Source organism: Mesorhizobium sp. M7A.F.Ca.MR.245.00.0.0, from assembly GCF_003997415.1.
Taxonomy (GTDB): Bacteria; Pseudomonadota; Alphaproteobacteria; order Rhizobiales; family Rhizobiaceae; genus Mesorhizobium.
In genome coordinates, this window is the sequence record NZ_RZTE01000044.1 from 16659 (window position 1) to 38894 (window position 22236).

Sequence of the window (22236 nt, forward strand, 5' to 3'; positions counted from 1 at the left end):
TCCATGCTGCTGGCCTGCGCATCCGGGCTGATCGCCGCCAACATTTATTATGCCCAACCCCTTGTCGGTCCGATCGGCGCTGCCCTCGGCCTCTCGCCACGAGCCGGAGGGCTGATCGTTACGCTGACGCAGATTGGCTATGGGTTGGGATTGTTGCTCATCGTGCCGCTCGGTGATCTGGTTGAAAATCGCAAGCTCGCGCTCGCATTGATCATCGTGGCTATAGCCGGACTGCTTGGCGCGGCAGCCGCGCCCCACGCGCTTCCCTTTCTGGCCGCCGCCTTGCTGATCGGGATCGGCTCCGTGGCGGTGCAGGTCCTTGTCCCTTACGCGGCACATATGGCGCCCGAAGCGATCAGGGGGCGTGTCGTTGGCAATGTAATGAGCGGGTTGATGCTCGGCATCATGCTCGCCCGGCCCGTTGCGAGCTTGATTACCGAACTCTCGTCATGGCGCGTCGTCTTCTATCTGTCTGCCGTCATCATGGCAGGGCTGGCGGCTGTCCTCGCCTGCAGGCTTCCGCTGCGCGTGCCAGTATCGAAACTGCGCTATGGTGACCTATTGGCGTCAATGGGACATCTCGTGGTGGCGACACCGATTCTGCAACGGCGCGCATTGTATCACGCCTGTCTGTTTGGCGCGTTCAGCCTGTTTTGGACGACGACACCGCTATTGCTGGCGGGACCGGCGTTCCATTTGTCGCAAGGTGGCATCGCGCTGTTCGCGCTGGCCGGTGTCGCTGGAGCCGTTGCTACGCCGATTGCCGGTCGGTTGGCGGATGGCTGGAGCCGCGCCGCAACGACCTTCGCTATGCTGGCCGTCGCGTGCGCCTTCCTGATGACCCATGTTGCCGTCGAAGGCTCGGCACTGGCGCTCGGTCTATTGGTTGCGGCGGCGATCCTGCTCGATTTCGGGGTGGCAGCTAATGTGACGCTCGGACAGCGCGCCATCTATGCGCTAGGAGCCGAATATCGCTCCCGTCTCAACGGCCTCTACATGGCAACCTTTTTCGCTGGTGGTGCGATTGGCTCCGCTGTTGGCGGATGGACCTATGCGCAAGGAGGTTGGACGCTCGCGTCATCGGTCGGCTTGGCTCTCCCGATCATCGCGCTGATTTGTCATCAGACGGAACGCCCGAGCGACGGCCCGCGATAGAGCCGCCAGCGTTATCGTTGCAGCCATCCCATGCAAGCGTTCGCCGCGCTACCCGTCAGCGCTGTGCTGAGAGCAACCACTACAACAGTGCGAGCAACGTGCATGGAAACCCCGCCCTACGAGATGATTCGGGCTAGCGCAGTTGCCGACGATGCACACCGTCGGGGTCACGCCGCATCCCAGCATCGCTGTTTTTGCCGCGACGAATTGGCATATTCGAAGTCCGCCTCCTGGCGGGCGGTGGCTGTTGCACGGTCCATAGCGCCGCACTATGGCTAGCGGCTTGTCAAACAAGGCGACGCAGTATGGCGAAAGACGGCAGCGAGCACGGCGGGATGGGCATCAACACGCGGCTTGCCCATTCGGGCAACAATCCGCACGACTATTTCGGCTTCGTCAATCCGCCGGTGGTGCATGCTTCGACCGTGCTGTTTCGCGACGCGGCTTCGATGGCGGCGCGCACCCAGAAATACACTTACGGCACGCGCGGCACACCGACGACCGATGCGCTTGCCCATGCCATAGACGCGCTGGAAGGCTCGGCAGGCACGATCGTAGTGCCGTCGGGCCTTGCGGCGGTGACGGTACCGCTGCTCGCCTTCGTCTCGGCCGGCGACCATCTGCTAATCGTCGATACCGTCTATCATCCGACCCGCAATTTCGCCGACACGATGCTGAAGCGGCTGGGCGTCGAGGTCGAGTATTACGCCCCCGATGTCGGCGCCGGCATCGCGGCGTTGATCAAGCCCAACACCAAGGTGGTGTTCACGGAATCGCCGGCCTCCAACACGTTCGAGGTGCAGGACATCCCGGCCATCGCCAAGGCGGCACACGCCGCGGGCGCCATCGTCATGATGGACAATACGTGGGCGACGCCACTCTATTTCCGTCCGCTCGACCACGGTGTCGACATCTCGATCCATGCGGCGACCAAATACCCGGCCGGCCATTCCGACGTGCTGCTCGGCACGGTGTCGGCCAATGAGAGCTGCTGGACGCATCTTTACGAGAGCTTCTGCACGCTTGGCTGTTGCGCCGGGCCCGACGACGTCTACCAGGTGCTGCGTGGCCTGCGCAGCATGGGCGTGCGCCTCGAACACCATCAGCGCAGTACGCTTGCCATCGCCTCCTGGCTCGAGGGCCAGAAGGGCGTGGCGCGCGTGCTCCACCCGGCCCTGCCCAGCCATCCGGACCACGCTCTGTGGAAGCGGGATTTCTCCGGCTCCAGCGGCATCTTTTCCATCGTTCTTGCCGGTGGCGGCCAGAAGCAGCAGCACGCCTTTCTCGACTCGCTGCGGATCTTCGGCCTCGGCTATTCCTGGGGCGGCTATGAGAGCCTTGCCGTACCGGTCTGGCTCGGCGACCGCGTCGTTGCAAAAGCGCCCTATGAGGGTCCGTTGATCCGCCTGCAGATCGGCCTCGAGGACGTCGAAGACCTGAAGGCCGACATCTCGCGCGGCCTGACCGCCGCGGCGGCTGCGTAGCGGAATTCTATTCCCTAAAATTGCGGTTTGCCGGATCAGTTTGGCTTTCAAATTCAACGATGCCGCGTCATTGCGGTGCGATCAGCACATTTTCGACTCCCCTGGAATACCGGCAGAGTTTTCGACCCCATGGCTTTCCGCCTTTTTGTTCCCATTCTTGCCGGCGCGACGCTGCGCGAGCGTCTCGTCGCCTGTATCGGCGCGACGATCGGCATTGCGCTCACCGGCGTGATCGCCAGCCTTGTACTCGGCAACGGCCCGCATGTGCCGCTGCTGGTGGCGCCGATGGGGGCGTCGGCGGTGCTGCTGTTCGCCGTGCCCGCCAGTCCGCTGGCACAGCCATGGTCGATCATCGGCGGCAACACGATATCGGCGCTGGTCGGCGTGATCGTGGCGCATTTCATCCACGAAACCGCCCTTGCCAGCGGCATCGCGGTAGCACTGGCCATCGCCGCCATGTCGTTCACGCGCTGCCTGCATCCGCCGGGCGGAGCGGCCGCGCTGACCGCGGTGCTGGGAGGGCCTGCCGTCATCAGCGCCGGCTTCCTGTTTCCATTCGTGCCGGTGGCGCTGAACTCGATCCTGCTGGTGGCGCTCGGCTACGGCTTCCACAGGCTGGCCCGGCGCAATTATCCGCATGTGCCGGTTGCAGCGCCGGCGAACAGCCACGGCACCGGCGATCCGCCGGCGCAACTGCGCGTCGGCTTCCGCTCCGAAGACATCGATGCCGCGCTTGGCGCACTCGACGAGACGTTCGATATCGACCGCAACGATCTCGACCGGCTGCTGCGGCAGGTCGAATTGCAGGCGATGGTGCGCGCGCACAAGACCCTTCTGTGCGAGGACATCATGTCGCGCGATGTCATCTCGGTCGATGCTCACACCTCGACCGAGGCGGCGCGCCAATTGCTGCTTGACCACAACATCCGGACCCTGCCGGTCGTCAATGCTGAAGCCAGGCTGGCAGGGACCGTGGGATTGCGCGAACTCACCCAGGCCTTTGGGACGGTCGGATCCGTTATATCGCCCGCGGCAACAGCCGCCGCAGGCTTTGCCGCCATGGGTCTGCTGCCGGTGCTCACCGACGGCCGCAGCCATGCGGTCATCATCGTCGACGAGGACAAGCGGATTCTCGGGCTGATCACCCAGACCGATCTGTTGGCGGCCACGGCGCGCCTGCAGGCTGCCTGACAAGCCTTCGCTCGCACTGCAGGGTAGCGGCCGCCGGACCCGGCAGAAAATCTTCGGGAACCTTCTGCCGGCGACAGCGTCCAATCTCCCGATCGAGAATCTTGGTTCGGAGATTGGGTTGAGGAAACTGGCGATGCCTGCTGTGTTGACGGCCGTGCCTTCCGCTGTGCCAGGCGAGATGCAGCTTGTGCACCGCGCGCTGGCGCGCGACGGCGACGCCTTCCGCACCATCATCAAGACACATAATCAGCGGCTCTACCGGATCGCGCGCGGCGTCGTGCGCAATGACAGCGAGGCCGAGGACATCGTCCAGGAGGCCTACCTCAAGGCTTTCGCCCATCTCGATGCGTTTCGCGGCGACTCCTCGCTCGCCACATGGCTGTCGCGCATCGTCATCAACGAGGCGCTCGGCCGCCTGCGCAAAAGGCGCAGAACGGTGGCAATGCCGGAAAATCTGCAAGCCGAGATCATCCGGTTCCCCCTCCACCCCAGCGACGATCCGGAACGGACGATGGCGCAAAGGCAGATCCTCCAACTGGTCGAACAGGCCACAGACAGCCTTCCCGACGTCTACCGGACGGTGTTCGTGGCGCGGGTGATCGAGGGGCTGAGCATCGAGGAGACCGCCGATCTCCTCGGCGTGCGGCCGCAAACCGTCAAGACAAGGCTGCACCGCGCCCGCGCCCTCGTGCGCAAGGCGCTGGACGATCAGATCGGGCCGGTGCTGCTCGATGCCTTCCCCTTCGCCGGCCGGCGTTGCGAACGACTGACCAGCGCGGTCATGCGGCGGCTCGGGCTGGAAAGCTGAGCCTCACCGGATTCAATTGATTTTGGCGGGAACGTTTGCCGCTGGCCCGCATCCAATGACCGTCAACCGAAAACACAGTCCGGCGAGATTTTCAGCGTCCGGCGAAGGAGATGCCATGTCCATCCGACACACTGCCGCGCTCGCCGCCCTGCTGCTGCTCGGCACCGCCCCGTTCGCACAAGCCGCCGACAAGCCAACCGATCCGCAGATCGCCCACATCGCCTATACGGCCGGGGTCATCGATGTTGAAGCGGCCAAGCTGGCCATCGAAAAATCGAAGACCAAGGAGGTCGTGGATTTCGCCAACGACATGGTGCGCGACCACGAAGCCGTGAACGTGCAGGCGCTCGATCTGGTGAAGAAGCTCAAGGTCACGCCGGAAGACAACGCCACCAGCCAGGCGCTGACCAAAGCTGCGGCGGAGGAGCGGGCCAAGCTCGCCAAACTCGACGGCGCTGCCTTCGACAAGGCCTATGTCGACAAGGAGGTCGCCTACCACAAGCAGGTCAACGGCGCGCTCGAAACCCTTTTGATCCCGTCGGCGCAGAATGCCGAACTGAAGAGCCTGCTGGAAACCGGCCTGAAGATCTTCCAGGGCCATGAGCAGCACGCCGAGCACGTCGCCGGCATGCTCAAGTAAGGACCGGGAGCATGCCGAAACGCCATCTGTGGATTGCGTTGACGCTGGCCGTCGGTACCGTTCCGGCGCGAGCAGAAACCATCCAGGTCATCATCGACAGGCTGGTGTTCTCGCCAGCCACCGTCGAGGCCAAGGTCGGCGACACGATCGAGTGGGTGAACAAGGATGTGCTCGCCCACACGGCCACCGTGAAAGGCGGCTGGGAAGTGATGATCCCGCCGAACAAATCCGCAAGCCTGACATTGAAGGCCGCGGGACCGGTCGACTATTTCTGCCGCTTTCACCCCAACATGAAAGGCCGTTTGGTGGTGGTGCCCTGATCCAACGCCAACGAGTGCATGTCGCCCAAAAGTGACCTCGGTTTTGGGAGAACGACATGCATAAAATCAAAGAGCTGAAGCGAGTCGCCTGGCCTTTCAGGCGACCCGCTTCAGGCTCGCCTGGCCTCGTCGGGACGCGCGATATGCGTCCACGAGCCGTCATAGCCCGGCTCGCGGCGTGCCATCCAGGCATTCAGCCCTTCGCGCAGATCAGCGGTCGGGGCCATGCGGGCGAACTGCTCGGCCTCGACCAGCAAACCTTCGGCGATGCTCTGGTTGAGGCCGCGCGCCACTGCCGTGAGGATGCCGGCAATCGCCAGATCGGAGTGCCGCAGGATACGCCTGGCCAGGCCGATCGCGGCCGGCATCAATTCGGCATGCGGCACAACCTCGTTGACGAGACCCAACTCAAGCGCCCGCGGCGGCGCAAACCAGTCACCGGTCAACAGCAACTCCAGCGCCCGCTTGCGCCCGGCGAGCCTCGGCAGGCGTTGGGTTCCACCGAAGGTCGGCGGCATTGCGAGGTTGATTTCCGGCTTGGCGAACAAAGCGCGGTCACTGGCGATGGCGAGCGGCACCGCCTCGGTGATTTCGCAACCGCCACCAAAGGCAATGCCGTTGACGGCAGCGATGACGGGTTTGCGAAACGCTTCCAGCCTCGCCGTCAGCCGTTGCCCGCGCATGACGAAATCACGCATCGCGACATCCACGCCGAGCGCCACGCTGGCCGAGAACTCATGAATGTCGCCGCCGGCCGAAAACGCCCGCTCCCCTGCACCGGTCAGAATGACCGCACGAACGCTGTCATCGACTTCAATGTCGTCAAGGATCGCAAGCAGGCGATCGATCAGGGCATAGTTCAAGGCGTTGAGCTTCTCCGGCCGATTGAGGGTGAGGATGGCAATCCCATCCTGGGGTTCCTTGAGGACAAGATCGGTCATTGGCTCTTCCTTCTTCATCATGCTGATGACCGGAAGACTATGCCCCTTTCCGCTTGTGTATATTCACTAGTCGGTATACATAAGCTCATGCCTGACACGCAAAGTCCTACACGCAAACGCATTGTCGATGCCGCGACCAGGCTCTTCTATGCCGAAGGAATCGGTCGCGTCAGCGTCGATGCCGTCGCCGAGGAAGCGGGTCTCACCAAGCGCACGCTCTACTACCATTTCAAGAGCAAGGACGACCTCATCGCCGCCTATCTCGATGGCCGCGACCAACCCAATCTGAAGCGGATGGCCGGCTGGTTCGATGCCGCCGAAGGCGGCGCGGATCGCAAGGTCGAGGCGATCTTCACCAATCTGGCGAGGTCCGCTCGTCACCCGAAATGGAAAGGATGCGGCTTCCTGCGCACGGCCGCCGAACTCGCCTCGATGCCCGGACATCCGGCGGTCGAGGTCGGCGCGCGGCACAAGCTGAATTTCGAAACATGGCTGGCCGGCGCCTTGTCGGACCATGGCGTCGGCGAGCCGCCTGCCTTGGCACGCGAGATCGTGCTTTTGATCGACGGCTGCTTTTCGATCATGCTGATCCACCGCAACCCCGATTACATCGAGGCCGCCGGCCGCGCCGCGGCGACGCTGGTGCGGGCGCGGATTTCAGGCAGCCAGGTCTAAAGCGCGACGCGCTTTAAGCCTTTGGTTTTATATCGTTGCCCCAAAACCGGGCCACTTTTGGGCGACATGCATTAGAACCCAAACGCCAGCCATGCGGTGCCGGCGGTCAGCGTTATCAGCGTCAGAGGCAAGCCGACCTTGAAAAAAGCGCCGAACGACAGCGTCGTGCCGGCGGCGCGTGCCTGTTCGGCGACGATCAGGTTGGCGACCGAACCCAGCAGCGTGAAATTGCCGGCCAGTGTCGAGCTCATGGCGACGACCAGCCAGGCGCGCTCGGGGTTTTCCAGGCCGGGTATGAAGGGTCGCAGCGCCAGCACGGCCGGGACATTGCTCATGATGTTGGAAAGCACCGCGGTGAACCCGGACAGGCGCCAGACATCGTCCAGCCCGAGGTTCTTGGCCGAAGCGATCATGTCTGGCGAAAGAAGCGTCTTTTCGGCGCCGGCGACGACCACGAACAGACCGGCGAACATGAACAGCAGCGGCCCGTCGATCTCGCGGTAGATGCGTTCGGGCTTGATGGCGCGGGTGAGCAAGAGGATGGCGCCGCCGATGAGTGCGGCCTTGGTGACAGGCACACCGGCGAAGAAGGCGATTGCCAGCCCGATGCAGACCACCACCGCCTTCAGCACCTGCCCCTTGTGCATGCGGCCACGCGAGACCTCGGGCGTCAGTTGGACCGTTCGGGCGAATTCGGCCCGGTAGACGATGCGGATGATGACAACGACCGCGACGAGGCCGAAAAGGGCGACCGGAGCCAGCGCTGCCGAAAAGGCCGGATAGGAAATGCCCGACAGCGCGCCGATGACCATGTTTTGCGGATTGCCGGTGATGGTAGCGACGCTGCCGCAATTCGACGCAGTGGCGGTGGCGATCAGATAGGGGATCGGGTTGCGCTTGATCACACGGGTGACATGGACGACGATCGGCGCCATGACGAGGCAGATGGCGTCGTTGACCAGGAAGGCGGACAGCACGCCGGTCAGCAGCGTCACCATCACCAAAAGCATGAAGGGGGCGTGCGCGTGCTCAATGGCGACGGCGCCAAGGCCGCGAAAGGCGCCTGACACTTTCAGATGCGCCACCACGATCATCATGCCGAGCAGAAGCGTGATGGTGTCGAAATTGATCGCCTGGTAGGCATCCTCCATGCTGAGCGCGCCGATGGCGATCATCGCGGCCCCGCCGAGCAGCGCGATCCCTGCCCGGTCGAGGCGCAGACCGGGGATGCGGCCAATGGCGACACCGGCGTAAGTCAGGATCAGGATCAGCAGTGCCGCCGCGCCCATCAATGTCATCGATAGAAGTCCTGCCCAGTCTATTTCCGCGCCGAAGCCTGCCACCCACCCGGAGGCCATTCGGGTGCTCACCCTTTAACGCGATGTCGAGCTGGATGCCAAACCGGCCGGGCTGACGGTTTCAGACGCCGGGCTAACGCAAATAGAAATCCAGCCTCTGTCGCACAGCTTGGGAAGAATAGATCTGCTCGAAGGACTGCCGCGCCCTTTTTCCCACTGTCGCCCGCAATGTCGGATCGGCTTTGAGATCGGCAAGGATGCGCAACGCCTGTTCAGTCGTCTCGAACAAGAAACCGTTTTCGCCATGCCTTATGTGGTCGATGTAGCCGCCATGGGAATGGCAGACCACAGGCAGACCGCAGGCCATCGCCTCCAACACGACGCGACCGAAGGTTTCCACATGCCAACCGGTGCGATAATAAAACACGTCGAGTGTCTGCAGAAACTCTTCGGCGGAAAATTGGCCGGGCGGCAACAGCTCGAGTTGCGGATGCGGCATGAGGCTGTCCTTGAGCCCTGTCCCGCCCTGAATCCGCAAGGCTGTGCCCTCGGCCAGCAATGTCTCGTACAGGGGTATGTCATCGGGATGATGTTTGCCCGGCCCATCGCGGCTCAAGCGTCCGACGGTGAACGGACGATCCGAATCCAGACGCCGTGGAGAAAAACGTTCGATCTCGATCGGAGACGGGTGCACGGTGCCTTCGATTTGGAGCAATCGCTTCTGGAAATCAGAAACAAGCACTATCTCGACGGCGGGCCATCCCAGGCTCCGAGGCATGCGCGTGGTAAGGTTGAGAACCTTCGGATGAAGGGTGTTGAAGTCGTAAATCAGCCGGCGCGGCCGTGGGATCAGGTAAGGCCACACCTTGTTGCGCCAATGCGCTCCGAGAAAGACGTAAGTGCCGCCATCCGGAACTTTTCGCGTAAGCGGGGAAATACGACGTATCGGGAATTGCCGCATTAATTCATCTGAAGCCCTCGATGACGCAGCCCAAAGGCGCACTTCCGAATCGGCGCTCAACAGCCGATAGAGTTCCAAAGTCTTGAGATCACTGCCGCCAAAGGGATCCTGAAAGCCGTTGAACAAATGGATCATAATAGCTGTGCTTACCTGACCGTTCCCGCCACATGCCCGCCAGCATCAAAAATCATGATCGCAAGTCGGCCGGAACGCATAGAAACTCAGGAGTCAGAACCGTTTCTACCAACAACGAAACATCGCCAATCCGGGGGAATATACCGTCAAGCGGTTGCCGTCCATGGCCTATCGAGCCGGCATGCTATCCGTAAAGATCGGATTTCCTGCACATGACTGTAAGCTCTGAAAGCGTAGAGGAGCGGTCTGCGCTTCCCGATCCAGTAATCTGCAAGTTTCTGCCATCAATGCACGGTGGCAACCTCGGGCGGAGGCGCCGGAGACGTTCCGGCCGGATCGAAGCTGACTTGATCGCGTCCGTTCGACTTGGCCGTGTAAAGCCTTTTGTCGGCAGCGGAGAAGATTTCCTCATAGGTGATCGGGCCGGTAAAGCTTGTGCCGCCGATGCTGACGGAAAGCGGACAAGGCCTGCCGCCGGGTGAGAATTCCATCTCCCTGATACGCCGGCGGATGCTTTCGGCGACCACCCAGGATTGCGAGGGGTCCACGCCGGGCAGAAACACGCCGAATTCTTCGCCTCCGATGCGGCCGACGATATCGCCGCCACGCAGTTGCCCTTTGATCGCCTGCGCTATCAGTTTGAGCGCCTGGTCTCCGCAATCGTGGCCCAGGCGGTCATTGATCGACTTGAAGTGGTCGGCGTCGATGATCAGCAGCGCCCCCGAACGGGTCTGCTCCTGCTTTCGGGTCTGCTCGAGATAGGCTTCGACCAGCATAGAGAAGGCGCCACGGTTCAGCACCGCCGTCAGGCTGTCTGTCGCGGCGATGATGCTGAGATCGCGCTGCGCGATGGCCAGCTGGCGAATCTTCCACATCAGGAAAAACAGAAACGAGCCGCCCAGCACCAAAGGCAGCAACAAGTCGGTCATCTTCGCCCGCCACACGGCCTCGGGCGAAAGATAGGGGAAATTGAAGGAATCGACGAAGAACGCCACGGCAATGAAGAATGCAGTACCGACTACCGTGACAGCGATCACCCTGCCCCAGCTCGTCGGCGACAGATCGAGCTTCATCCCGTTCAACTCCGTTAGCCGTCGCTACTATGACGCACCAACCCAAACAAATTTATAAGACTTTCCCTCCAATTTCTGTCGGGCGGCGGAATCAAATCCACCCGCCAGCCCCGATCGGTGACTTGCGACGGAGGCTTGCGCAAACGTGCCACAAGACGGCCGCTGAAAGCAGCCATCCTGTTTCAGAGCTTGAAGGCGTGGGCCAATTGCCGGCCGGACAAAGGCAAAACGGCGCGCGAACCAGGCCGCCCGTCGTCAGTTGAGCGTTGACTCACTCAGCGCATCGACGACAAAGGATGCCGCGATCAGGTCGTCGGCATCGAGGCGCAGGGAACCTCCGTCGCCTCCCATGGCTGAAGCCACTTTTTGAAAGGTTTTCATTTCGTATTCCGTGATCCGGGCGTCCTGCATCTTGGCCTTGAGATCGGCGATACGCCGATCCAGAGCCGAAGATATGCCTATTTCTCGCTTCGACATGGCAACACTCCTCCCCACCCTTGTTTGCCTCCCGCCTGTCCACTTTTATATGAGGGTCCTCGAATACAGCGGGCCGAACGCGCTGTGCGCAGGAAGGTTCCGAAAAGGCGGAGTCACGAAATAATACGCTGGCGCCGGGCCGGCTGCCCGAGCCACGCCAACGCCTCATCACCGAACAGAGTTGGACGGCTTGCGGTATTTGCCGCTGTCGGGGCGACCCTGCATGGAGAAAGCTGATTCCGCGATTTTGCTATATCAGCCCTAGCTAATCCTTGACGCCGGCAGATGACGCCCCAGAATCAGTGGCATGGCAATAAAGGTCGGCGACGAAGTGGCGGTCATGGCGACGGTGCTGAAGCGCGTCACGGAAGACCGCGTCAGCGTGTCGATCCCCGGTTACAATTTTCCGCATTCGGTCATTGATCCGGCGACCAGGCTGACCAAGGGCCAGCAGATGGAATTATCCGGCGGGGTTACGCGGATCGACGGCGACAAGGTCACGGTATCGCTCGGGACAATGGTCACAGTGGATAGGGACAAGGTGCGCCTGGTGCAAAGCCACGTCCCGCCGAAGCGAAGGGATCTGAGGATGTGAACAAGCGAAGCTCCACCGTCTCAGGGATCCAGCCCCTTACATCCCAGCAGTGCAGAGCCGCACGAGCGATGCTGAAATGGTCGCAGGTGCGACTCGCCGCGAAGTGCGGCCTCAGCGAAGGAACGATTGGCAGTTTCGAGAGCGGACGAAGGATTCCGAGTTCGGCCAAGCTGGCTGCCATCCGGCGAGGGTTGGAGGCAGCAGGCGTGGTTTTCATCAATCAGAAGGCCGCAGTGACCAAGAGCGGTCCGCCTCGTCAAACTATCGGTGGAACATAATTTAGATATCGCTGTTAGAGCGCAAACGGGAGGCGAGCGATGTTCAAACGTGAAATCGGCATTGTTTCGGACTGGTCGAAATTGGTGGCGGACGATCCTCTGATCGCCGCCGATATAGCCCGGCGTTTTTCTGTGTGCGCTTGCAATGACAACGCCGCCGACGACGACGACGTCCCGTGGCCCGGCACCGAAACCCGAAATCCCGACTTTGCCGGCCTCGCGACACCCGCCGAGTATCCTCGGCCGATCGTGCTTCTAGCGACGATCTATGCGTCGACGGTTTTGGGGGTAACGCTGCTTCTGGCGGCGGCGGTTTGAGCGCACGAGGCCCGATGCCGCTCTCTGAAAGCCCATGTCTCCGGTATAAACCGTAACCTATGTGTCCGGAACGGACCCGAAAGGCTTTGGCGATCCCGACAGGATTCGAACCTGTGACCATCGGCTTAGAAGGCCGGTGCTCTATCCAGCTGAGCTACGGGACCGCTGGCCGGCCTTTGGGCCGGCTGGATATCTTGGCACTGACCGCCGTTCAATGCGTCCAGGGCGTCCTGCGGTCATAGCGGAAATTCTCCGCATAGGAAATCTGGCGGCGCTTGGTCTCTTTCGGCTCTTCGACGCGGAAAGCGAGCCCTTGCTTTTCGGCGTAGGCTACCGCCTCTTCCCGCGTGTCGAAGCTAAGCCTGATCTGGCTTCTCATGTCTGCCGACGTCGTATAGCCCATCAGCGGGTCGATCTTCTTGCGCGTCTCGGGATCGAATTCCAGCACCCAGTGGCCGGTCTTGGCCTTGCCGGACTGCATCGCGGTTTTGGCTGGGCTGAAAATGCGCGCGGACATGGCCACCTCGTTCTTGTGCAAGGCAGCATCGCCACCCTTCGCCCGTCATTACTGCGCAATGCGCACGGCGGCAAGGTTTTTGCTCTCGCAGGTTTTTGCACTTGCCATGCACCACCGAAATGAATAGGCAACAGACCGTTCGGAGTGTAGCGCAGCCTGGTAGCGCATCTGGTTTGGGACCAGAGGGTCGGGAGTTCGAATCTCTCCACTCCGACCATCCCCTCATAGCCCAATGCCCGGCGCAGCCATATGGTCACTTGCTCCGGCTCCGGTCGTGCATCCGTGGCCGGTTCGGCAAACAGGGGTTCAGATGCTTGGAATCGATGCCTGGGTGTCGCTTTTCGGACCGGCCTACTTTGCCTATGCCGGCATCACCGTTCCGTTCATGGTGACGTGGGCAATTGCCTGCGCCGCGCTGGCGATGTGGAACAACCGTGAAAGCCGCAGACAGGCGAGGCAGGCCCCAGGCGCCGTCGTCTCCCGCTCCTGGCGTGTCAGTATCGGAATGTTTGTGCTGGTCGCCGCCGGCTATATCGCCGCCCACTCTGCCGTCTACCTCGCGGTCCGTCATTTCGCCAGAATGTGGCTCTGGGACTGACCTCTCAGCTAAATCTCGAATTCGCCCTGCCCTTCATCCATGGCGTTGACGGTTTCGGCTGCCAGCGCCCTGGTGATCGGCGTCTTGCGTTCGAGCGCGGTCCGGTCGAGCCGCTCCACCACACGCATCGCTGTCGCCAGCGAGCGCTCGATACGGCGGACCAGATACTGCACGACATGCGGTTCGACCTCGATCTGACGGTCGGCGAACAGTTTCGTGATGACCCCGGCGAGCAGGAGATCGTCGGGCTCATGAATTTCCACTGTCGCCGCCGCTTTCAGCCGTGAGGCGAGGTCAGGCAGCGTGACGCGCCAGGCGGACGGGAAGCGGCGCGCCGTCAGGAGCAGCGTCGACCCGGCACCACGCACCGCATTGATCAGATGGAACAGGCCCTGTTCATCGACCGCGCCGGTATCGACATCGTCGATCAGTGCCGGCCGCGCGCCGAGATTGGCAATGCTGTCGCCGATGCGCCTGGCGTCGACCGCCACCGCATTGGCACGGGCGCGCCAGATCGAGGCCAGATGCGTCTTGCCCGAACCCGCGGGACCGGCCAGCACCACCACCGGCGATGGCCAGTCCGGCCAGCGGTCGACCAGCGCCACCGCCTGGTTGTTGGTGCCGGAGACGACGAGTTCGTCGCGCGAATAGCCGGTGCCATGGCCGAGGTCGAGCGGCAACTGGCGTGGCGGGTCGGTTGGCTGGGCGGTCACTTCAGCGACGCGGTTGCGTGCGGTGGCCGCCGCCGCGATCGGCCGGGAGCTGCGGCACAGGTGCCGCGCCGCGGCCCTTGTAGAGCGGCGATTCGAGATAGCGGGCAATGGCGAACCGCACCAGCACGGCGACGGCCGCAGAAGCCGGCACCGCGATCAACAAGCCGACGAAGCCGAACAGCGCACCGAAGGCAAACAGCGAAAACATCAGCCATACCGGGTGCAGGCCGACGCTCTTGCCGACCAGCCGCGGCTGCAGGATGTTGCCCTCGATGAACTGGCCGATGAAGAACACGACCGCGACCGCAACGATCATCGTCCAGTCCGGCCAGAACTGGACGAAGGCGACGCCGACGGCCAGCACCAGCCCGGTCAGCGAGCCGACATAGGGGATGAAGGAAATCAGCCCGGCGAACAGGCCGATGAGGATGCCGAAATTCAGTCCGGTCAGCGTCAGCCCGGTGGCATACATGGCGCCCAGCACCAGGCACAGCGTGCCCTGGCCGCGCACGAAGCCAGCCGTGGCGGTGTTGATGTCACGAGCGATGGCGCGCACGGTCTGGACGTTGTCGCGCGGCACCCAACCGTCGATGACCGCCACCATGCGGTCCCAGTCGAGCAGCATGTAGAAGGCGACCACCGGCGTCACCACGAACAGGCTGACCACCGAGACCAGCGCCATGCCGGAGCTCCACAGCGAGGTGAACACGGTGGTGATCAGGCCGAAGCCCGAGGTCAGCAGCGAATTCAGCCCGTCGCGCAAGCTATTGGCGTTGACGCCGAACTTCTGTTCCAGCCATTTCGGATCGAACGAGGTGATCAGGCTTTGCAGCCGGGTCAGATATTCCGGCAATTTGCCGGCGAAATCGGCCATCTGCGTGGCCAGAACCGGAATGAGGATGACAAAGGCCAGCACCAGCACGATGAGGAAGGTGATGAGGATGACCACCGTCGCCATGAAACGGGACAGGCCGAGCCGCTGCAGCCGGTCGGCAACGGGATCGAGGAAATAGGCCAGCACCATGCCGGCGACGAAGGGCAGCAGGATGGCGCTGAAAACATAGAGGAAAAGCGCCAGCAGCGCGGCACCGGCCAGCCAGAAGAAGATCTGCCGGCGAAAGGTCGCGGATGCGGCGATGTCGGCGGCCGCGGCCTCGATCGCTGCCGCTTCTGTCTCAGATGTCCGGAGTGGAGCCTTCGCCATAGCCGCTCATGTGCCTCAGCCAAGTCACGAGATAGGCTGCGGCCGAAGCCACGGTCAAGACCCCGGACAGCAATATGAGGGCTGACCTCAGCGGGTCGAGGTGAACGTCAAGGGCAAGTTCTCCCAGCACAAGCGCGGCCAGCACGATCTGGATCGCGGTGTTGGCCTTCGACACGAACAACGGTTTCATCTCGACCGGATGGGTCATGACGGCGGACAACACCACCGCGCAGACGATCAACGCGTCGCGCGACACCATGATGACGACAAGCCACAGCGGCAATTGCCCGATGAAGCTCATGACCACGAACACCGAAACCAGCAGCAGCTTGTCGGCCACCGGGTCGAGATACGCGCCGAGCGTGGACTGCTGGTTGAAACGGCGGGCGATGAACCCGTCGACGCCGTCGGAAATGCCGGCGACGAGGAACCCGGCAAAAGCCCAGTCCCAGCGCGCCTGCAGCATCGCCAGCACCACCGCCGGCACCAGGATAAGGCGCAGGATGGTGATCAGGTTTGGGATGGTCAAATGCTTGGCACCTCCTCTTGGTCGGAGATAGATGATGAAGATAGCGGGTGGCAACAAGAGAGAAGCTGCCGATCTCCCGCACGGGAGAGCGGCTTTCAGCTTGGCTTTCGCCAATCACGAGCGCCTATACGCGCGCCCTGTCCACGGTTTTATGGGCCGAAATGGCCGTTATCCTTGCGGACAGAAACCGTTCATGCGAAGAGCCCGCGACAAGGAAAATTGTTGAACGGGCACCAGAAATGAGCAAGCGCGACGTGAACAAGCGCAAGAACGGGCTCACCTATGCCGAGGCCGGTGTCGATATCGACGCGGGCAATCTCATGGTCGAGAAGATCAAGCCGCTGGTGCGCGCGACGCGCCGGCCGGGCGCCGACGGCGAGATCGGCGGTTTCGGAGGCCTGTTCGACCTCAAGGCCGCGGGCTTTACCGACCCGGTGCTGGTGGCGGCCAATGACGGCGTCGGCACCAAGCTCAAGATCGCCATCGATGCCGGCAAGCACGACACGATTGGCATCGACCTCGTCGCCATGTGCGTCAACGACATCGTCGTGCAAGGTGCCGAACCGCTGTTCTTCCTCGACTATTTCGCCACCGGCAAGCTCGATCCCGACCAGGGTGCCGCGATCGTCGGCGGCATTGCCGAGGGCTGCCGCCAGGCCGGCTGCGCGCTGATCGGCGGCGAGACGGCCGAGATGCCCGGCATGTATCACGGCAATGATTACGACCTGGCCGGCTTTGCGGTGGGCGCCGCCGAACGCGGCCAATTGCTGCCCACCGACGATATTGTCGAAGGCGACGTGCTGCTGGGCCTGGCTTCCTCCGGCTTGCACTCGAACGGATATTCGCTGGTGCGCCGCATAGTCGCCGTCAGCGGTCTGTCGTGGAGCGATCCGGCGCCGTTCAACGACGAGGCCACTCTGGCCGAGGCGCTGCTCGAGCCGACCCGCATCTACGTCAAGTCGATTCTCAAGGCGATCCGCAACACGCATGGTATCAAGGCGCTCGCCCACATTACCGGCGGCGGCTTCCCGGAAAACATCCCGCGCGTGCTGCCCAAGGATTTTTCGGCCGAACTCGACCTCGAGGCGATCGACGTTCCTGCGGTGTTTTCGTGGCTGGCCAAGACCGGCGGCGTGGCGCCGGAAGAGATGATGCGCACCTTCAATTGCGGCATCGGCATGATTCTGGCAGTCGCATCCGGTCAGGCAGCACAGGTCGCCGCCGTGCTGCAGGAGGCCGGCGAGACGGTGGCGCCGATCGGCCGCATCGTGCCGCGCCGCGACGCCGGCGTCATCTATCGGGGCTCGATCGGCCTATGAACGCGCAGAGGAAACGCACCGTCGTCCTGATCTCGGGGCGCGGCTCCAACATGACCGCGCTGATTGCCGCGGCCAGCGACCCGGCGTTCCCGGCCGAGATCGTCGGTGTCATTTCCGACAAGGCGGACGCCGCCGGGCTCGGCATCGCCAGAGCGCGCGGCATCGCCACGCAGGTCGTCTCGCGTGCCGACCATGGCAGCAAGCAGGCGCATGACGCCGCAATAGACGCGGCGCTCGCGGCCCTCAACGCCGAGATCGTGGCGCTGGCCGGCTATATGCGCATCCTCACCCCCGGCTTCGTCCAGAGATGGCAGGGCCGCATGATCAACATCCACCCTGCCCTGCTGCCGGCGTTCAAGGGGCTCGACACCCATGTGCGCGCACTGGCCGCCGGCATCCGCATCCATGGCTGCACCGTGCACTTCGTCACCTCCGAGATGGATGACGGTCCGATCATCGCACAGGCGGCCGTGCCGGTGATGGTCGGCGACACCGCCGATACTTTGGCAGCCCGCGTGCTGAAGGCCGAGCACCGGCTCTATCCGCTGGCATTAGGACTGGTTGCCGAAGGCAAGGCGCGCATGGAGGCCGGCCGCACCGTGCTTGCCCACTTCGCCGACGATGCCGACAACGGCACTTCGGTGGTGATGGCCCCCGACCCGCTGCGCGAGGAAACCGACCTCGAGCATCTGGCGCGCATCACGCCGTGAGGCGAGAGCGTGACGATGAAACAGCTTCTCCTGCTTCGTCACGCTAAATCCAGCTGGGACGACCCTGGCCTTGATGATTTCGACCGGCCTTTGGCCGAACGCGGATCGAGGGCAGCCCGGTTGATGGGGCGCGAACTTGCGGCGCGCGGCTGGCTGCCGGACCTGGCGCTGGTGTCGCCGGCGCTGCGCACCCGTGAGACTTGGCGGCTGGTGGCGGCGGAGCTGCCCGTCCAGCCCCGGATCGCATTCGTCGAGGCGCTTTACGATGCTTCAGCGGCGGATATTCTGAGCCAGATTGGTCAGACCGACGCTTCAAGCGGCAGCTTGCTGGTAATTGGCCACAATCCGGGCTTGGAACAGTTGGCCAGACAGCTTGCCGGGCCGGGGTCGGAGGCCAAGGCGCTCGCGAGACTTGAAGAAAAATTCCCGACGGCAGCCCTGGCACGCTTCGCTTTCGAAGGTGACTGGTCCGGCCTGTCGAGCGCCCCGCTGACGCATTGTGTGCACCCGAAGGATTTGGGCTAGAATTCGGGCGCGGCGGGCAAGCTGCCACCCGGCAGACTTCGAACCAACGGTTCATGCCGACTGCGCCAAATCGGCTGCTCAAACGATGCCCCGATTGTTGCTGGTTCCATAAAAAACAAGAGCGGCGGGCAAAGCCCACCGCTCTTTGTGGTCGCAGACTTCAGAAAATCAACGACCCCAGATGCCCTGGCCCGACTGAGCCGGCACCTTGGCATTGGCATCACCCTGCGTCTTTACAGACTTCGGGATCGAGCCGGTGTGCGTGGTGTCGACGTTGGACACGGACTGGTTCGCAACCGGCTGGTTGGCATTGTAAGAGCCATAATTGTCGCTGCCGGCAAAAGCAGTGCCCGTGGCAACGAGGATGGCGGCGGCGGCAAGAGCGATCTTGGTCATTTTAGTTACTCCAGTATTTCTTTGTTCTGTCCGTCTAGTGGCGTGCCCTTGGGAGGAATTTCGCGTTGCTCGGACCACCCCGAGATGGGTTTGCCCTGCCGCGGATTCCAATCACGAAGATGTTCCTCCGCAGCTTGAATCCGGGCCTTGAAATTTGGCACAGGCCCTCGGCGGTGAGTTTTTTATTCATTAGAATCAAATAATTATGAGAAATCGCCAGCGCATGACGCTATCATTCGATGAGCCGACGTTCACCCAACATGGACGGTCCGTCAATGATAATCGAACCGAACGGTTCGGTTTTATCCATGGTAGGCGAATTCAGGCTGCTCAAACGCGGCGGCAGCAGGCCGTCTGCTATTTGCCTTGCGGCTGGATCGATACTATCGATTGTTCCTGAGTATGCATTTGTACGCTGCCAGCCGCATCCTCCGAAACGCGGTGGCAGCTTCCCAGGACAGCGATAGATATGCGGCTGCTGCTCGTCGAAGACAATCGCGAACTGGCCGACTGGCTGGGCAAGACCCTGCGTCAGGCGAACTATGTCGTCGACGTCGTCCATGACGGCGAGGATGTCGAGCACGCGCTGGCCGCCGGTGACCACGCGCTTATCATCCTTGACCTGGCATTGCCTCGCATGGGCGGCCTGGAAGTGCTGCGCATGCTGAGGGCGCGCGGCAATGCGGTGCCGGTGATTGTATTGACCGCCAATGCCAGCCTCGACGGTCGAGTCAAGGGCCTCAATGAGGGCGCCGACGACTATCTGGCGAAACCATTCCAGATCGAGGAACTGGAGGCGCGCATCCGCGTGCAGCTGCGCCGCGCCAATGACCGCACCGCGCCCGTCGTTGCTTGCGGCGATCTTGTCTTCGACACCAACACGCGATTGTTTTCGCTCGCCGGCGAAACGCTGGGGCTGACGCCGCGCGAACACGCGGTACTGGAACAATTGATGGTCAAGGCGGGACGCACAGTGAGCAAGGCGGCGCTGTCGGCGGCGATATACGACTTCGAGACCGACGCCGACCCCAGCGCCATCGAGATCTATGTGCACCGTGTACGCAAGAAGCTCGAAGGGTCTCGGGTTCAGATCGCCACCTTGCGTGGTCTTGGCTACCTGCTGCGCCATGAGGATTAGCAGCCTCCGTTTGCAGTTGCTGGCCTGGGTGGTGCTGCCGCTTGCGGGGCTCGCCACCATCAACCTATGGACCAGTCACCGCAGCGCGCTGGCGACCGCCGATCTGGTCACGGACCGAATGCTGCTCGGTTCGGCACGCGCGATTGCCGAACAGGTCGCCATAGTGGATGGCGTTCTCGATGCCACGGTGCCGCCGGCGGCAATCGAGATGTTCGACACCGGTGATCGCGACAGCGTCTATTATCATGTCGAGACGGCTGGCGGGCGTTTGCTGACCGGCTACCCCGACCTGCCCGAGGATACGAGGCAGCCGAGCGTGGAAGCGGTCTATCGTGACCAAGCGCTGCGGCTGCTGACGTTCAGTCATGCGGTGGTCGGCGCCGGTCCCGATTCACCTATAACGGTCACCGTGGGCGTCACGATGGCTGGGCATGATGCGATGGTGAAACGGCTGTGGCTCAGCGCCTTCGCCCAGCAACTGGCCCTGGTGGCCATTGCCGGCATCTTCGTGCTGCTCGGCCTGCGTCGCGGCCTGGCGCCGCTGATAAGGCTGCGCGACGCGGTGCGCTCGCCACGCCGCAGCGACCTCGATCCCATTGAAGCGCCAGGTGCGCAAAGCGAGATCCGCCCGCTGATCGATGCGCTCAACGCCTATATGGAGCGCGTGCGGGCGCAGATGGCGGCACAGCGCCGATTCATCGCCAATGCGGCGCACCAGTTGCGCACACCGCTGGCGCTGCTGTCGACGCAGGCGAGCTACGCGCTTCGCGAAACTGTCCCCGACGCACGCCAGGAAGCGCTGGTCGCGCTGCAGACAAGCTCCGGCAAGCTGGCGCGATTGGCCGAACAGTTGCTCACCCTGTCACGCGCCGAACCGGGCAGTCGGCGGCCGCGCGCCGACCACGTCGACCTGACCGAAGCCGCTCGGCACGTTCTGGAAACGCATGCGCCAATAGCAATCGGTCGCAACATCGATCTCGGCCTCGAGGAGGCCGGACCTGTGCCGGTTATCGGCGACGGCACCATGCTGCGCGAGATGATCGTCAATCTTGTCGATAACGCACTGCGCTACACCCGGGCCGGCGGCAGCGTCACGGTGAAGTTGGCGGCCACCGACGGCGAAGCCGTGCTGACAGTCGACGATGACGGGCCCGGCATTCCGGCGGACGAACGCGACCACGTATTCGAACGCTTCTACCGCATCGTCGGCTCGACCGAGGAAGGCAGCGGGCTCGGCCTCGCCATCGTGCGCGAGGTTGTCGAAAATGCCGGCGGCCGCGTCACCCTTGGAGATGGCGCGACCGGCGGTCTGGTGGTCGAGGTCAAGTTGCCTTTGGCCTGATCAATCAGGTCCCCTGTTCGTTGAACGGAGCCGGCCGCCACTTGACGACATAGTTCTCGAAGCGGGTGATGATGAACTCCACCACCAGCGCCATCACCGCCAGGATGATCATGGCGGCAAAGACGCCATTGGCATTGAAGGCGCCCTGCGCTGTAGAGATCAGCAGGCCCATGCCTTGCTTGGCGCCGAGGAATTCGCCGACCACCGCGCCGACCAGCGCAAAACCGAAGCTGACATGCAGGCTGGCCAGGATCCAGCTCATCGCCGACGGGATGATGACGGTGCGTGTGATCTGGAATGGCGAGGCGCCGAGGATCTGGGCGTTGGCGATCATCGCCCGGTCGGCTTCGCGTACACCCTGAAAGGCATTGGCGAAGACGACGAAGAACACCATCACCACGGCGAGCGCCACCTTGGACGCCATGCCGAGGCCGAGCGCGATGATGAACACCGAACCCAGCACGACTCGCGGCACCGAATTGGCGATCTTGATGTAGATGGAAAAGACGTCCGCCAGCAGCCGGTTACGGCCAAGGATGATGCCTGCGGCGATGCCGCCGACCGCGCCGATGACGAAGCCGAGGAATGTTTCCTCGAGCGTCACATAGATCTGCAGCCAGAGCGGACCTTGCGACGTGCCTTCGGTGACCCACACCCGGATCTGGTCCCGGATGCCGGACGGGCTGGCGAAGAAGAACGGATCGATGATGTTGTAGTCGGCACCGAGTTCCCACAGGCCGAGGAAGACGACCAGGATAGCCAGGCGCAGGCCGATGACCAGCACATGACGGCGGCGCAGCCGCGCCTTCGCCCGACCTTCGGCAACGGCGATGGAGGCATCGCGGACGGCGGCCTGAGAAGTGGTGGTGGGAGAGATGGCGGTCATGGCGGTGTCT

General features: G+C 62.8%; 27 protein-coding genes and 2 tRNA genes. 17 read left to right on the forward strand and 12 right to left on the reverse strand.

Features of this window, described 5'->3' with window-relative positions; genetic code table 11:
• Positions 1-3: 3 nt before the first annotated feature.
• The 6 genes from EOB80_RS28850 (at position 4) to EOB80_RS28875 (ending at position 5598) form a co-directional block, all read left to right on the forward strand.
• A complete protein-coding gene (locus EOB80_RS28850) occupies positions 4-1155 on the forward strand; it encodes an MFS transporter (protein WP_127331294.1) in 1152 nt (383 codons plus the stop codon).
• 305 nt (positions 1156-1460) lie between these two features.
• Positions 1461-2639, forward strand: a complete 1179-nt coding sequence (locus EOB80_RS28855; RefSeq protein ID WP_127331238.1) for a cystathionine beta-lyase — start codon at positions 1461-1463, stop codon at positions 2637-2639.
• Positions 2640-2768: 129 nt separating this feature from the next.
• Positions 2769-3830: an HPP family protein gene (locus EOB80_RS28860; RefSeq protein ID WP_127331240.1), complete on the forward strand. Its 1062-nt coding sequence runs from the start codon at positions 2769-2771 to the stop codon at positions 3828-3830.
• 133 nt (positions 3831-3963) lie between these two features.
• Positions 3964-4638: an RNA polymerase sigma factor gene (locus EOB80_RS28865; protein ID WP_127331242.1), complete on the forward strand. Its 675-nt coding sequence runs from the start codon at positions 3964-3966 to the stop codon at positions 4636-4638.
• 115 nt (positions 4639-4753) lie between these two features.
• Positions 4754-5278: a DUF4142 domain-containing protein gene (locus EOB80_RS28870; RefSeq protein ID WP_127331244.1), complete on the forward strand. Its 525-nt coding sequence runs from the start codon at positions 4754-4756 to the stop codon at positions 5276-5278.
• Between the two features lie 11 nt (positions 5279-5289).
• Positions 5290-5598, forward strand: a complete 309-nt coding sequence (locus EOB80_RS28875) for a cupredoxin family copper-binding protein (RefSeq protein WP_127331246.1) — start codon at positions 5290-5292, stop codon at positions 5596-5598.
• 110 nt (positions 5599-5708) lie between these two features.
• Here the strand turns inward: EOB80_RS28875 and EOB80_RS28880 are convergent, their stop codons facing one another.
• Positions 5709-6539 carry a crotonase/enoyl-CoA hydratase family protein gene (locus EOB80_RS28880; protein ID WP_127331248.1) on the reverse strand — a complete coding sequence of 277 codons (831 nt, stop codon included), beginning with the start codon at positions 6537-6539 and terminating at the stop codon, positions 5709-5711.
• Between the two features lie 87 nt (positions 6540-6626).
• On the opposite strand from EOB80_RS28880, the gene EOB80_RS28885 reads away from it, so the two are divergent.
• Positions 6627-7214, forward strand: coding sequence for a TetR/AcrR family transcriptional regulator (locus EOB80_RS28885; RefSeq protein WP_164762758.1), 588 nt, complete (start codon positions 6627-6629; stop codon positions 7212-7214).
• Between the two features lie 71 nt (positions 7215-7285).
• Here EOB80_RS28885 and EOB80_RS28890 read toward each other — a convergent pair whose 3' ends face one another.
• From EOB80_RS28890 to EOB80_RS28905, 4 genes are all read right to left on the reverse strand, one after another.
• Positions 7286-8512: an anion transporter gene (locus EOB80_RS28890; RefSeq protein ID WP_127331252.1), complete on the reverse strand. Its 1227-nt coding sequence runs from the start codon at positions 8510-8512 to the stop codon at positions 7286-7288.
• Positions 8513-8645: 133 nt separating this feature from the next.
• Entirely contained in the window at positions 8646-9608 is a 963-nt protein-coding gene (locus tag EOB80_RS28895; RefSeq protein ID WP_127331254.1) for a glycosyltransferase, read from the reverse strand.
• 284 nt (positions 9609-9892) lie between these two features.
• Positions 9893-10681, reverse strand: coding sequence for a GGDEF domain-containing protein (locus EOB80_RS28900; RefSeq protein WP_127331256.1), 789 nt, complete (start codon positions 10679-10681; stop codon positions 9893-9895).
• 255 nt (positions 10682-10936) lie between these two features.
• Positions 10937-11158, reverse strand: coding sequence for a hypothetical protein (locus EOB80_RS28905; RefSeq protein ID WP_127270071.1), 222 nt, complete (start codon positions 11156-11158; stop codon positions 10937-10939).
• 307 nt (positions 11159-11465) lie between these two features.
• Between EOB80_RS28905 and EOB80_RS28910 the strand changes: the two genes are divergently transcribed.
• Genes EOB80_RS28910 through EOB80_RS28920 form a run of 3 tightly spaced genes read left to right on the forward strand, consistent with a single transcriptional unit; the run spans position 11466 to position 12349 of the window.
• Positions 11466-11753 carry a hypothetical protein gene (locus tag EOB80_RS28910; RefSeq protein WP_164762759.1) on the forward strand — a complete coding sequence of 96 codons (288 nt, stop codon included), beginning with the start codon at positions 11466-11468 and terminating at the stop codon, positions 11751-11753.
• Entirely contained in the window at positions 11750-12031 is a 282-nt protein-coding gene (locus EOB80_RS28915) for a helix-turn-helix transcriptional regulator (protein WP_127322157.1), read from the forward strand. The genes EOB80_RS28910 and EOB80_RS28915 overlap by 4 nt, the downstream gene beginning before the upstream one ends.
• A gap of 39 nt (positions 12032-12070) precedes the next feature.
• Positions 12071-12349, forward strand: a complete 279-nt coding sequence (locus EOB80_RS28920; protein WP_127331258.1) for a hypothetical protein — start codon at positions 12071-12073, stop codon at positions 12347-12349.
• An 87-nt stretch (positions 12350-12436) separates the two neighbouring features.
• On the opposite strand, the gene EOB80_RS28925 is transcribed toward EOB80_RS28920, so the two are convergent.
• Both EOB80_RS28925 and EOB80_RS28930 read right to left on the reverse strand, forming a co-directional pair.
• Positions 12437-12513, reverse strand: a tRNA-Arg gene (locus tag EOB80_RS28925).
• 47 nt (positions 12514-12560) lie between these two features.
• Positions 12561-12866 (reverse strand): ETC complex I subunit, encoded by a 306-nt coding sequence (locus EOB80_RS28930; RefSeq protein ID WP_023812590.1) that lies wholly within the window; start codon positions 12864-12866, stop codon positions 12561-12563.
• Between the two features lie 140 nt (positions 12867-13006).
• Between EOB80_RS28930 and EOB80_RS28935 the strand changes: the two genes are divergently transcribed.
• A tRNA-Pro gene (locus tag EOB80_RS28935) sits at positions 13007-13083 on the forward strand.
• 93 nt (positions 13084-13176) lie between these two features.
• Positions 13177-13464, forward strand: a complete 288-nt coding sequence (locus EOB80_RS28940) for a hypothetical protein (protein WP_127331260.1) — start codon at positions 13177-13179, stop codon at positions 13462-13464.
• Between the two features lie 8 nt (positions 13465-13472).
• On the opposite strand, the gene hdaA is transcribed toward EOB80_RS28940, so the two are convergent.
• The 3 genes from hdaA to EOB80_RS28955 are packed head-to-tail and all read right to left on the reverse strand — an operon-like array spanning position 13473 to position 15910.
• A complete protein-coding gene (gene hdaA, locus EOB80_RS28945) occupies positions 13473-14177 on the reverse strand; it encodes a DnaA regulatory inactivator HdaA (protein WP_127331262.1) in 705 nt (234 codons plus the stop codon).
• Between the two features lies 1 nt (position 14178).
• Positions 14179-15381: an AI-2E family transporter gene (locus EOB80_RS28950; protein ID WP_127331264.1), complete on the reverse strand. Its 1203-nt coding sequence runs from the start codon at positions 15379-15381 to the stop codon at positions 14179-14181.
• Positions 15353-15910: a CDP-alcohol phosphatidyltransferase family protein gene (locus EOB80_RS28955; protein WP_127331266.1), complete on the reverse strand. Its 558-nt coding sequence runs from the start codon at positions 15908-15910 to the stop codon at positions 15353-15355. Before EOB80_RS28955 ends, EOB80_RS28950 begins: the two co-directional genes overlap by 29 nt.
• Before the next feature lie 239 nt (positions 15911-16149).
• On the opposite strand from EOB80_RS28955, the gene purM reads away from it, so the two are divergent.
• The 3 genes from purM to EOB80_RS28970 are packed head-to-tail and all read left to right on the forward strand — an operon-like array spanning position 16150 to position 18464.
• A complete protein-coding gene (gene purM, locus EOB80_RS28960) occupies positions 16150-17229 on the forward strand; it encodes a phosphoribosylformylglycinamidine cyclo-ligase (RefSeq protein WP_127331268.1) in 1080 nt (359 codons plus the stop codon).
• Positions 17226-17939 (forward strand): phosphoribosylglycinamide formyltransferase, encoded by a 714-nt coding sequence (gene purN, locus EOB80_RS28965; RefSeq protein WP_127331270.1) that lies wholly within the window; start codon positions 17226-17228, stop codon positions 17937-17939. The genes purM and purN overlap by 4 nt, the downstream gene beginning before the upstream one ends.
• Before the next feature lie 15 nt (positions 17940-17954).
• Positions 17955-18464 (forward strand): histidine phosphatase family protein, encoded by a 510-nt coding sequence (locus tag EOB80_RS28970; RefSeq protein WP_127331298.1) that lies wholly within the window; start codon positions 17955-17957, stop codon positions 18462-18464.
• 168 nt (positions 18465-18632) lie between these two features.
• Here EOB80_RS28970 and EOB80_RS28975 read toward each other — a convergent pair whose 3' ends face one another.
• The gene (locus EOB80_RS28975) at positions 18633-18860 is read right to left on the reverse strand and encodes a DUF680 domain-containing protein (RefSeq protein ID WP_127331272.1); all 228 of its coding nucleotides are present in this window, start codon (positions 18858-18860) and stop codon (positions 18633-18635) included.
• A gap of 469 nt (positions 18861-19329) precedes the next feature.
• Between EOB80_RS28975 and EOB80_RS28980 the strand changes: the two genes are divergently transcribed.
• Both EOB80_RS28980 and EOB80_RS28985 read left to right on the forward strand, forming a co-directional pair.
• Positions 19330-19998: a response regulator gene (locus tag EOB80_RS28980; protein ID WP_127331274.1), complete on the forward strand. Its 669-nt coding sequence runs from the start codon at positions 19330-19332 to the stop codon at positions 19996-19998.
• Positions 19988-21340 carry a sensor histidine kinase gene (locus EOB80_RS28985; protein WP_127331276.1) on the forward strand — a complete coding sequence of 451 codons (1353 nt, stop codon included), beginning with the start codon at positions 19988-19990 and terminating at the stop codon, positions 21338-21340. Before EOB80_RS28980 ends, EOB80_RS28985 begins: the two co-directional genes overlap by 11 nt.
• A gap of 4 nt (positions 21341-21344) precedes the next feature.
• Here EOB80_RS28985 and EOB80_RS28990 read toward each other — a convergent pair whose 3' ends face one another.
• Positions 21345-22226: an ABC transporter permease gene (locus tag EOB80_RS28990; protein ID WP_127331278.1), complete on the reverse strand. Its 882-nt coding sequence runs from the start codon at positions 22224-22226 to the stop codon at positions 21345-21347.
• Positions 22227-22236: the final 10 nt, after the last annotated feature.

Bases quoted from the DNA above. Each gene is read 5' to 3' on its own strand.
- EOB80_RS28850 (WP_127331294.1), top strand. From the start codon at position 4: ATGCTGCTGGCCTGCGCATCCGGGCTGATCGCCGCCAACATTTATTAT.
- EOB80_RS28855 (WP_127331238.1), top strand. From the start codon at position 1,461: ATGGCGAAAGACGGCAGCGAGCACGGCGGGATGGGCATCAACACGCGG.
- EOB80_RS28860 (WP_127331240.1), top strand. From the start codon at position 2,769: ATGGCTTTCCGCCTTTTTGTTCCCATTCTTGCCGGCGCGACGCTGCGC.
- EOB80_RS28865 (WP_127331242.1), top strand. From the start codon at position 3,964: ATGCCTGCTGTGTTGACGGCCGTGCCTTCCGCTGTGCCAGGCGAGATG.
- EOB80_RS28870 (WP_127331244.1), top strand. From the start codon at position 4,754: ATGTCCATCCGACACACTGCCGCGCTCGCCGCCCTGCTGCTGCTCGGC.
- EOB80_RS28875 (WP_127331246.1), top strand. From the start codon at position 5,290: ATGCCGAAACGCCATCTGTGGATTGCGTTGACGCTGGCCGTCGGTACC.
- EOB80_RS28880 (WP_127331248.1), bottom strand. From the start codon at position 6,539: ATGACCGATCTTGTCCTCAAGGAACCCCAGGATGGGATTGCCATCCTC.
- EOB80_RS28885 (WP_164762758.1), top strand. From the start codon at position 6,627: ATGCCTGACACGCAAAGTCCTACACGCAAACGCATTGTCGATGCCGCG.
- EOB80_RS28890 (WP_127331252.1), bottom strand. From the start codon at position 8,512: ATGACATTGATGGGCGCGGCGGCACTGCTGATCCTGATCCTGACTTAC.
- EOB80_RS28895 (WP_127331254.1), bottom strand. From the start codon at position 9,608: ATGATCCATTTGTTCAACGGCTTTCAGGATCCCTTTGGCGGCAGTGAT.
- EOB80_RS28900 (WP_127331256.1), bottom strand. From the start codon at position 10,681: ATGAAGCTCGATCTGTCGCCGACGAGCTGGGGCAGGGTGATCGCTGTC.
- EOB80_RS28905 (WP_127270071.1), bottom strand. From the start codon at position 11,158: ATGTCGAAGCGAGAAATAGGCATATCTTCGGCTCTGGATCGGCGTATC.
- EOB80_RS28910 (WP_164762759.1), top strand. From the start codon at position 11,466: ATGGCAATAAAGGTCGGCGACGAAGTGGCGGTCATGGCGACGGTGCTG.
- EOB80_RS28920 (WP_127331258.1), top strand. From the start codon at position 12,071: ATGTTCAAACGTGAAATCGGCATTGTTTCGGACTGGTCGAAATTGGTG.
- EOB80_RS28930 (WP_023812590.1), bottom strand. From the start codon at position 12,866: ATGTCCGCGCGCATTTTCAGCCCAGCCAAAACCGCGATGCAGTCCGGC.
- EOB80_RS28940 (WP_127331260.1), top strand. From the start codon at position 13,177: ATGCTTGGAATCGATGCCTGGGTGTCGCTTTTCGGACCGGCCTACTTT.
- EOB80_RS28950 (WP_127331264.1), bottom strand. From the start codon at position 15,381: ATGGCGAAGGCTCCACTCCGGACATCTGAGACAGAAGCGGCAGCGATC.
- purM (WP_127331268.1), top strand. From the start codon at position 16,150: ATGAGCAAGCGCGACGTGAACAAGCGCAAGAACGGGCTCACCTATGCC.
- purN (WP_127331270.1), top strand. From the start codon at position 17,226: ATGAACGCGCAGAGGAAACGCACCGTCGTCCTGATCTCGGGGCGCGGC.
- EOB80_RS28970 (WP_127331298.1), top strand. From the start codon at position 17,955: ATGAAACAGCTTCTCCTGCTTCGTCACGCTAAATCCAGCTGGGACGAC.
- EOB80_RS28975 (WP_127331272.1), bottom strand. From the start codon at position 18,860: ATGACCAAGATCGCTCTTGCCGCCGCCGCCATCCTCGTTGCCACGGGC.
- EOB80_RS28980 (WP_127331274.1), top strand. From the start codon at position 19,330: ATGCGGCTGCTGCTCGTCGAAGACAATCGCGAACTGGCCGACTGGCTG.
- EOB80_RS28985 (WP_127331276.1), top strand. From the start codon at position 19,988: ATGAGGATTAGCAGCCTCCGTTTGCAGTTGCTGGCCTGGGTGGTGCTG.
- EOB80_RS28990 (WP_127331278.1), bottom strand. From the start codon at position 22,226: ATGACCGCCATCTCTCCCACCACCACTTCTCAGGCCGCCGTCCGCGAT.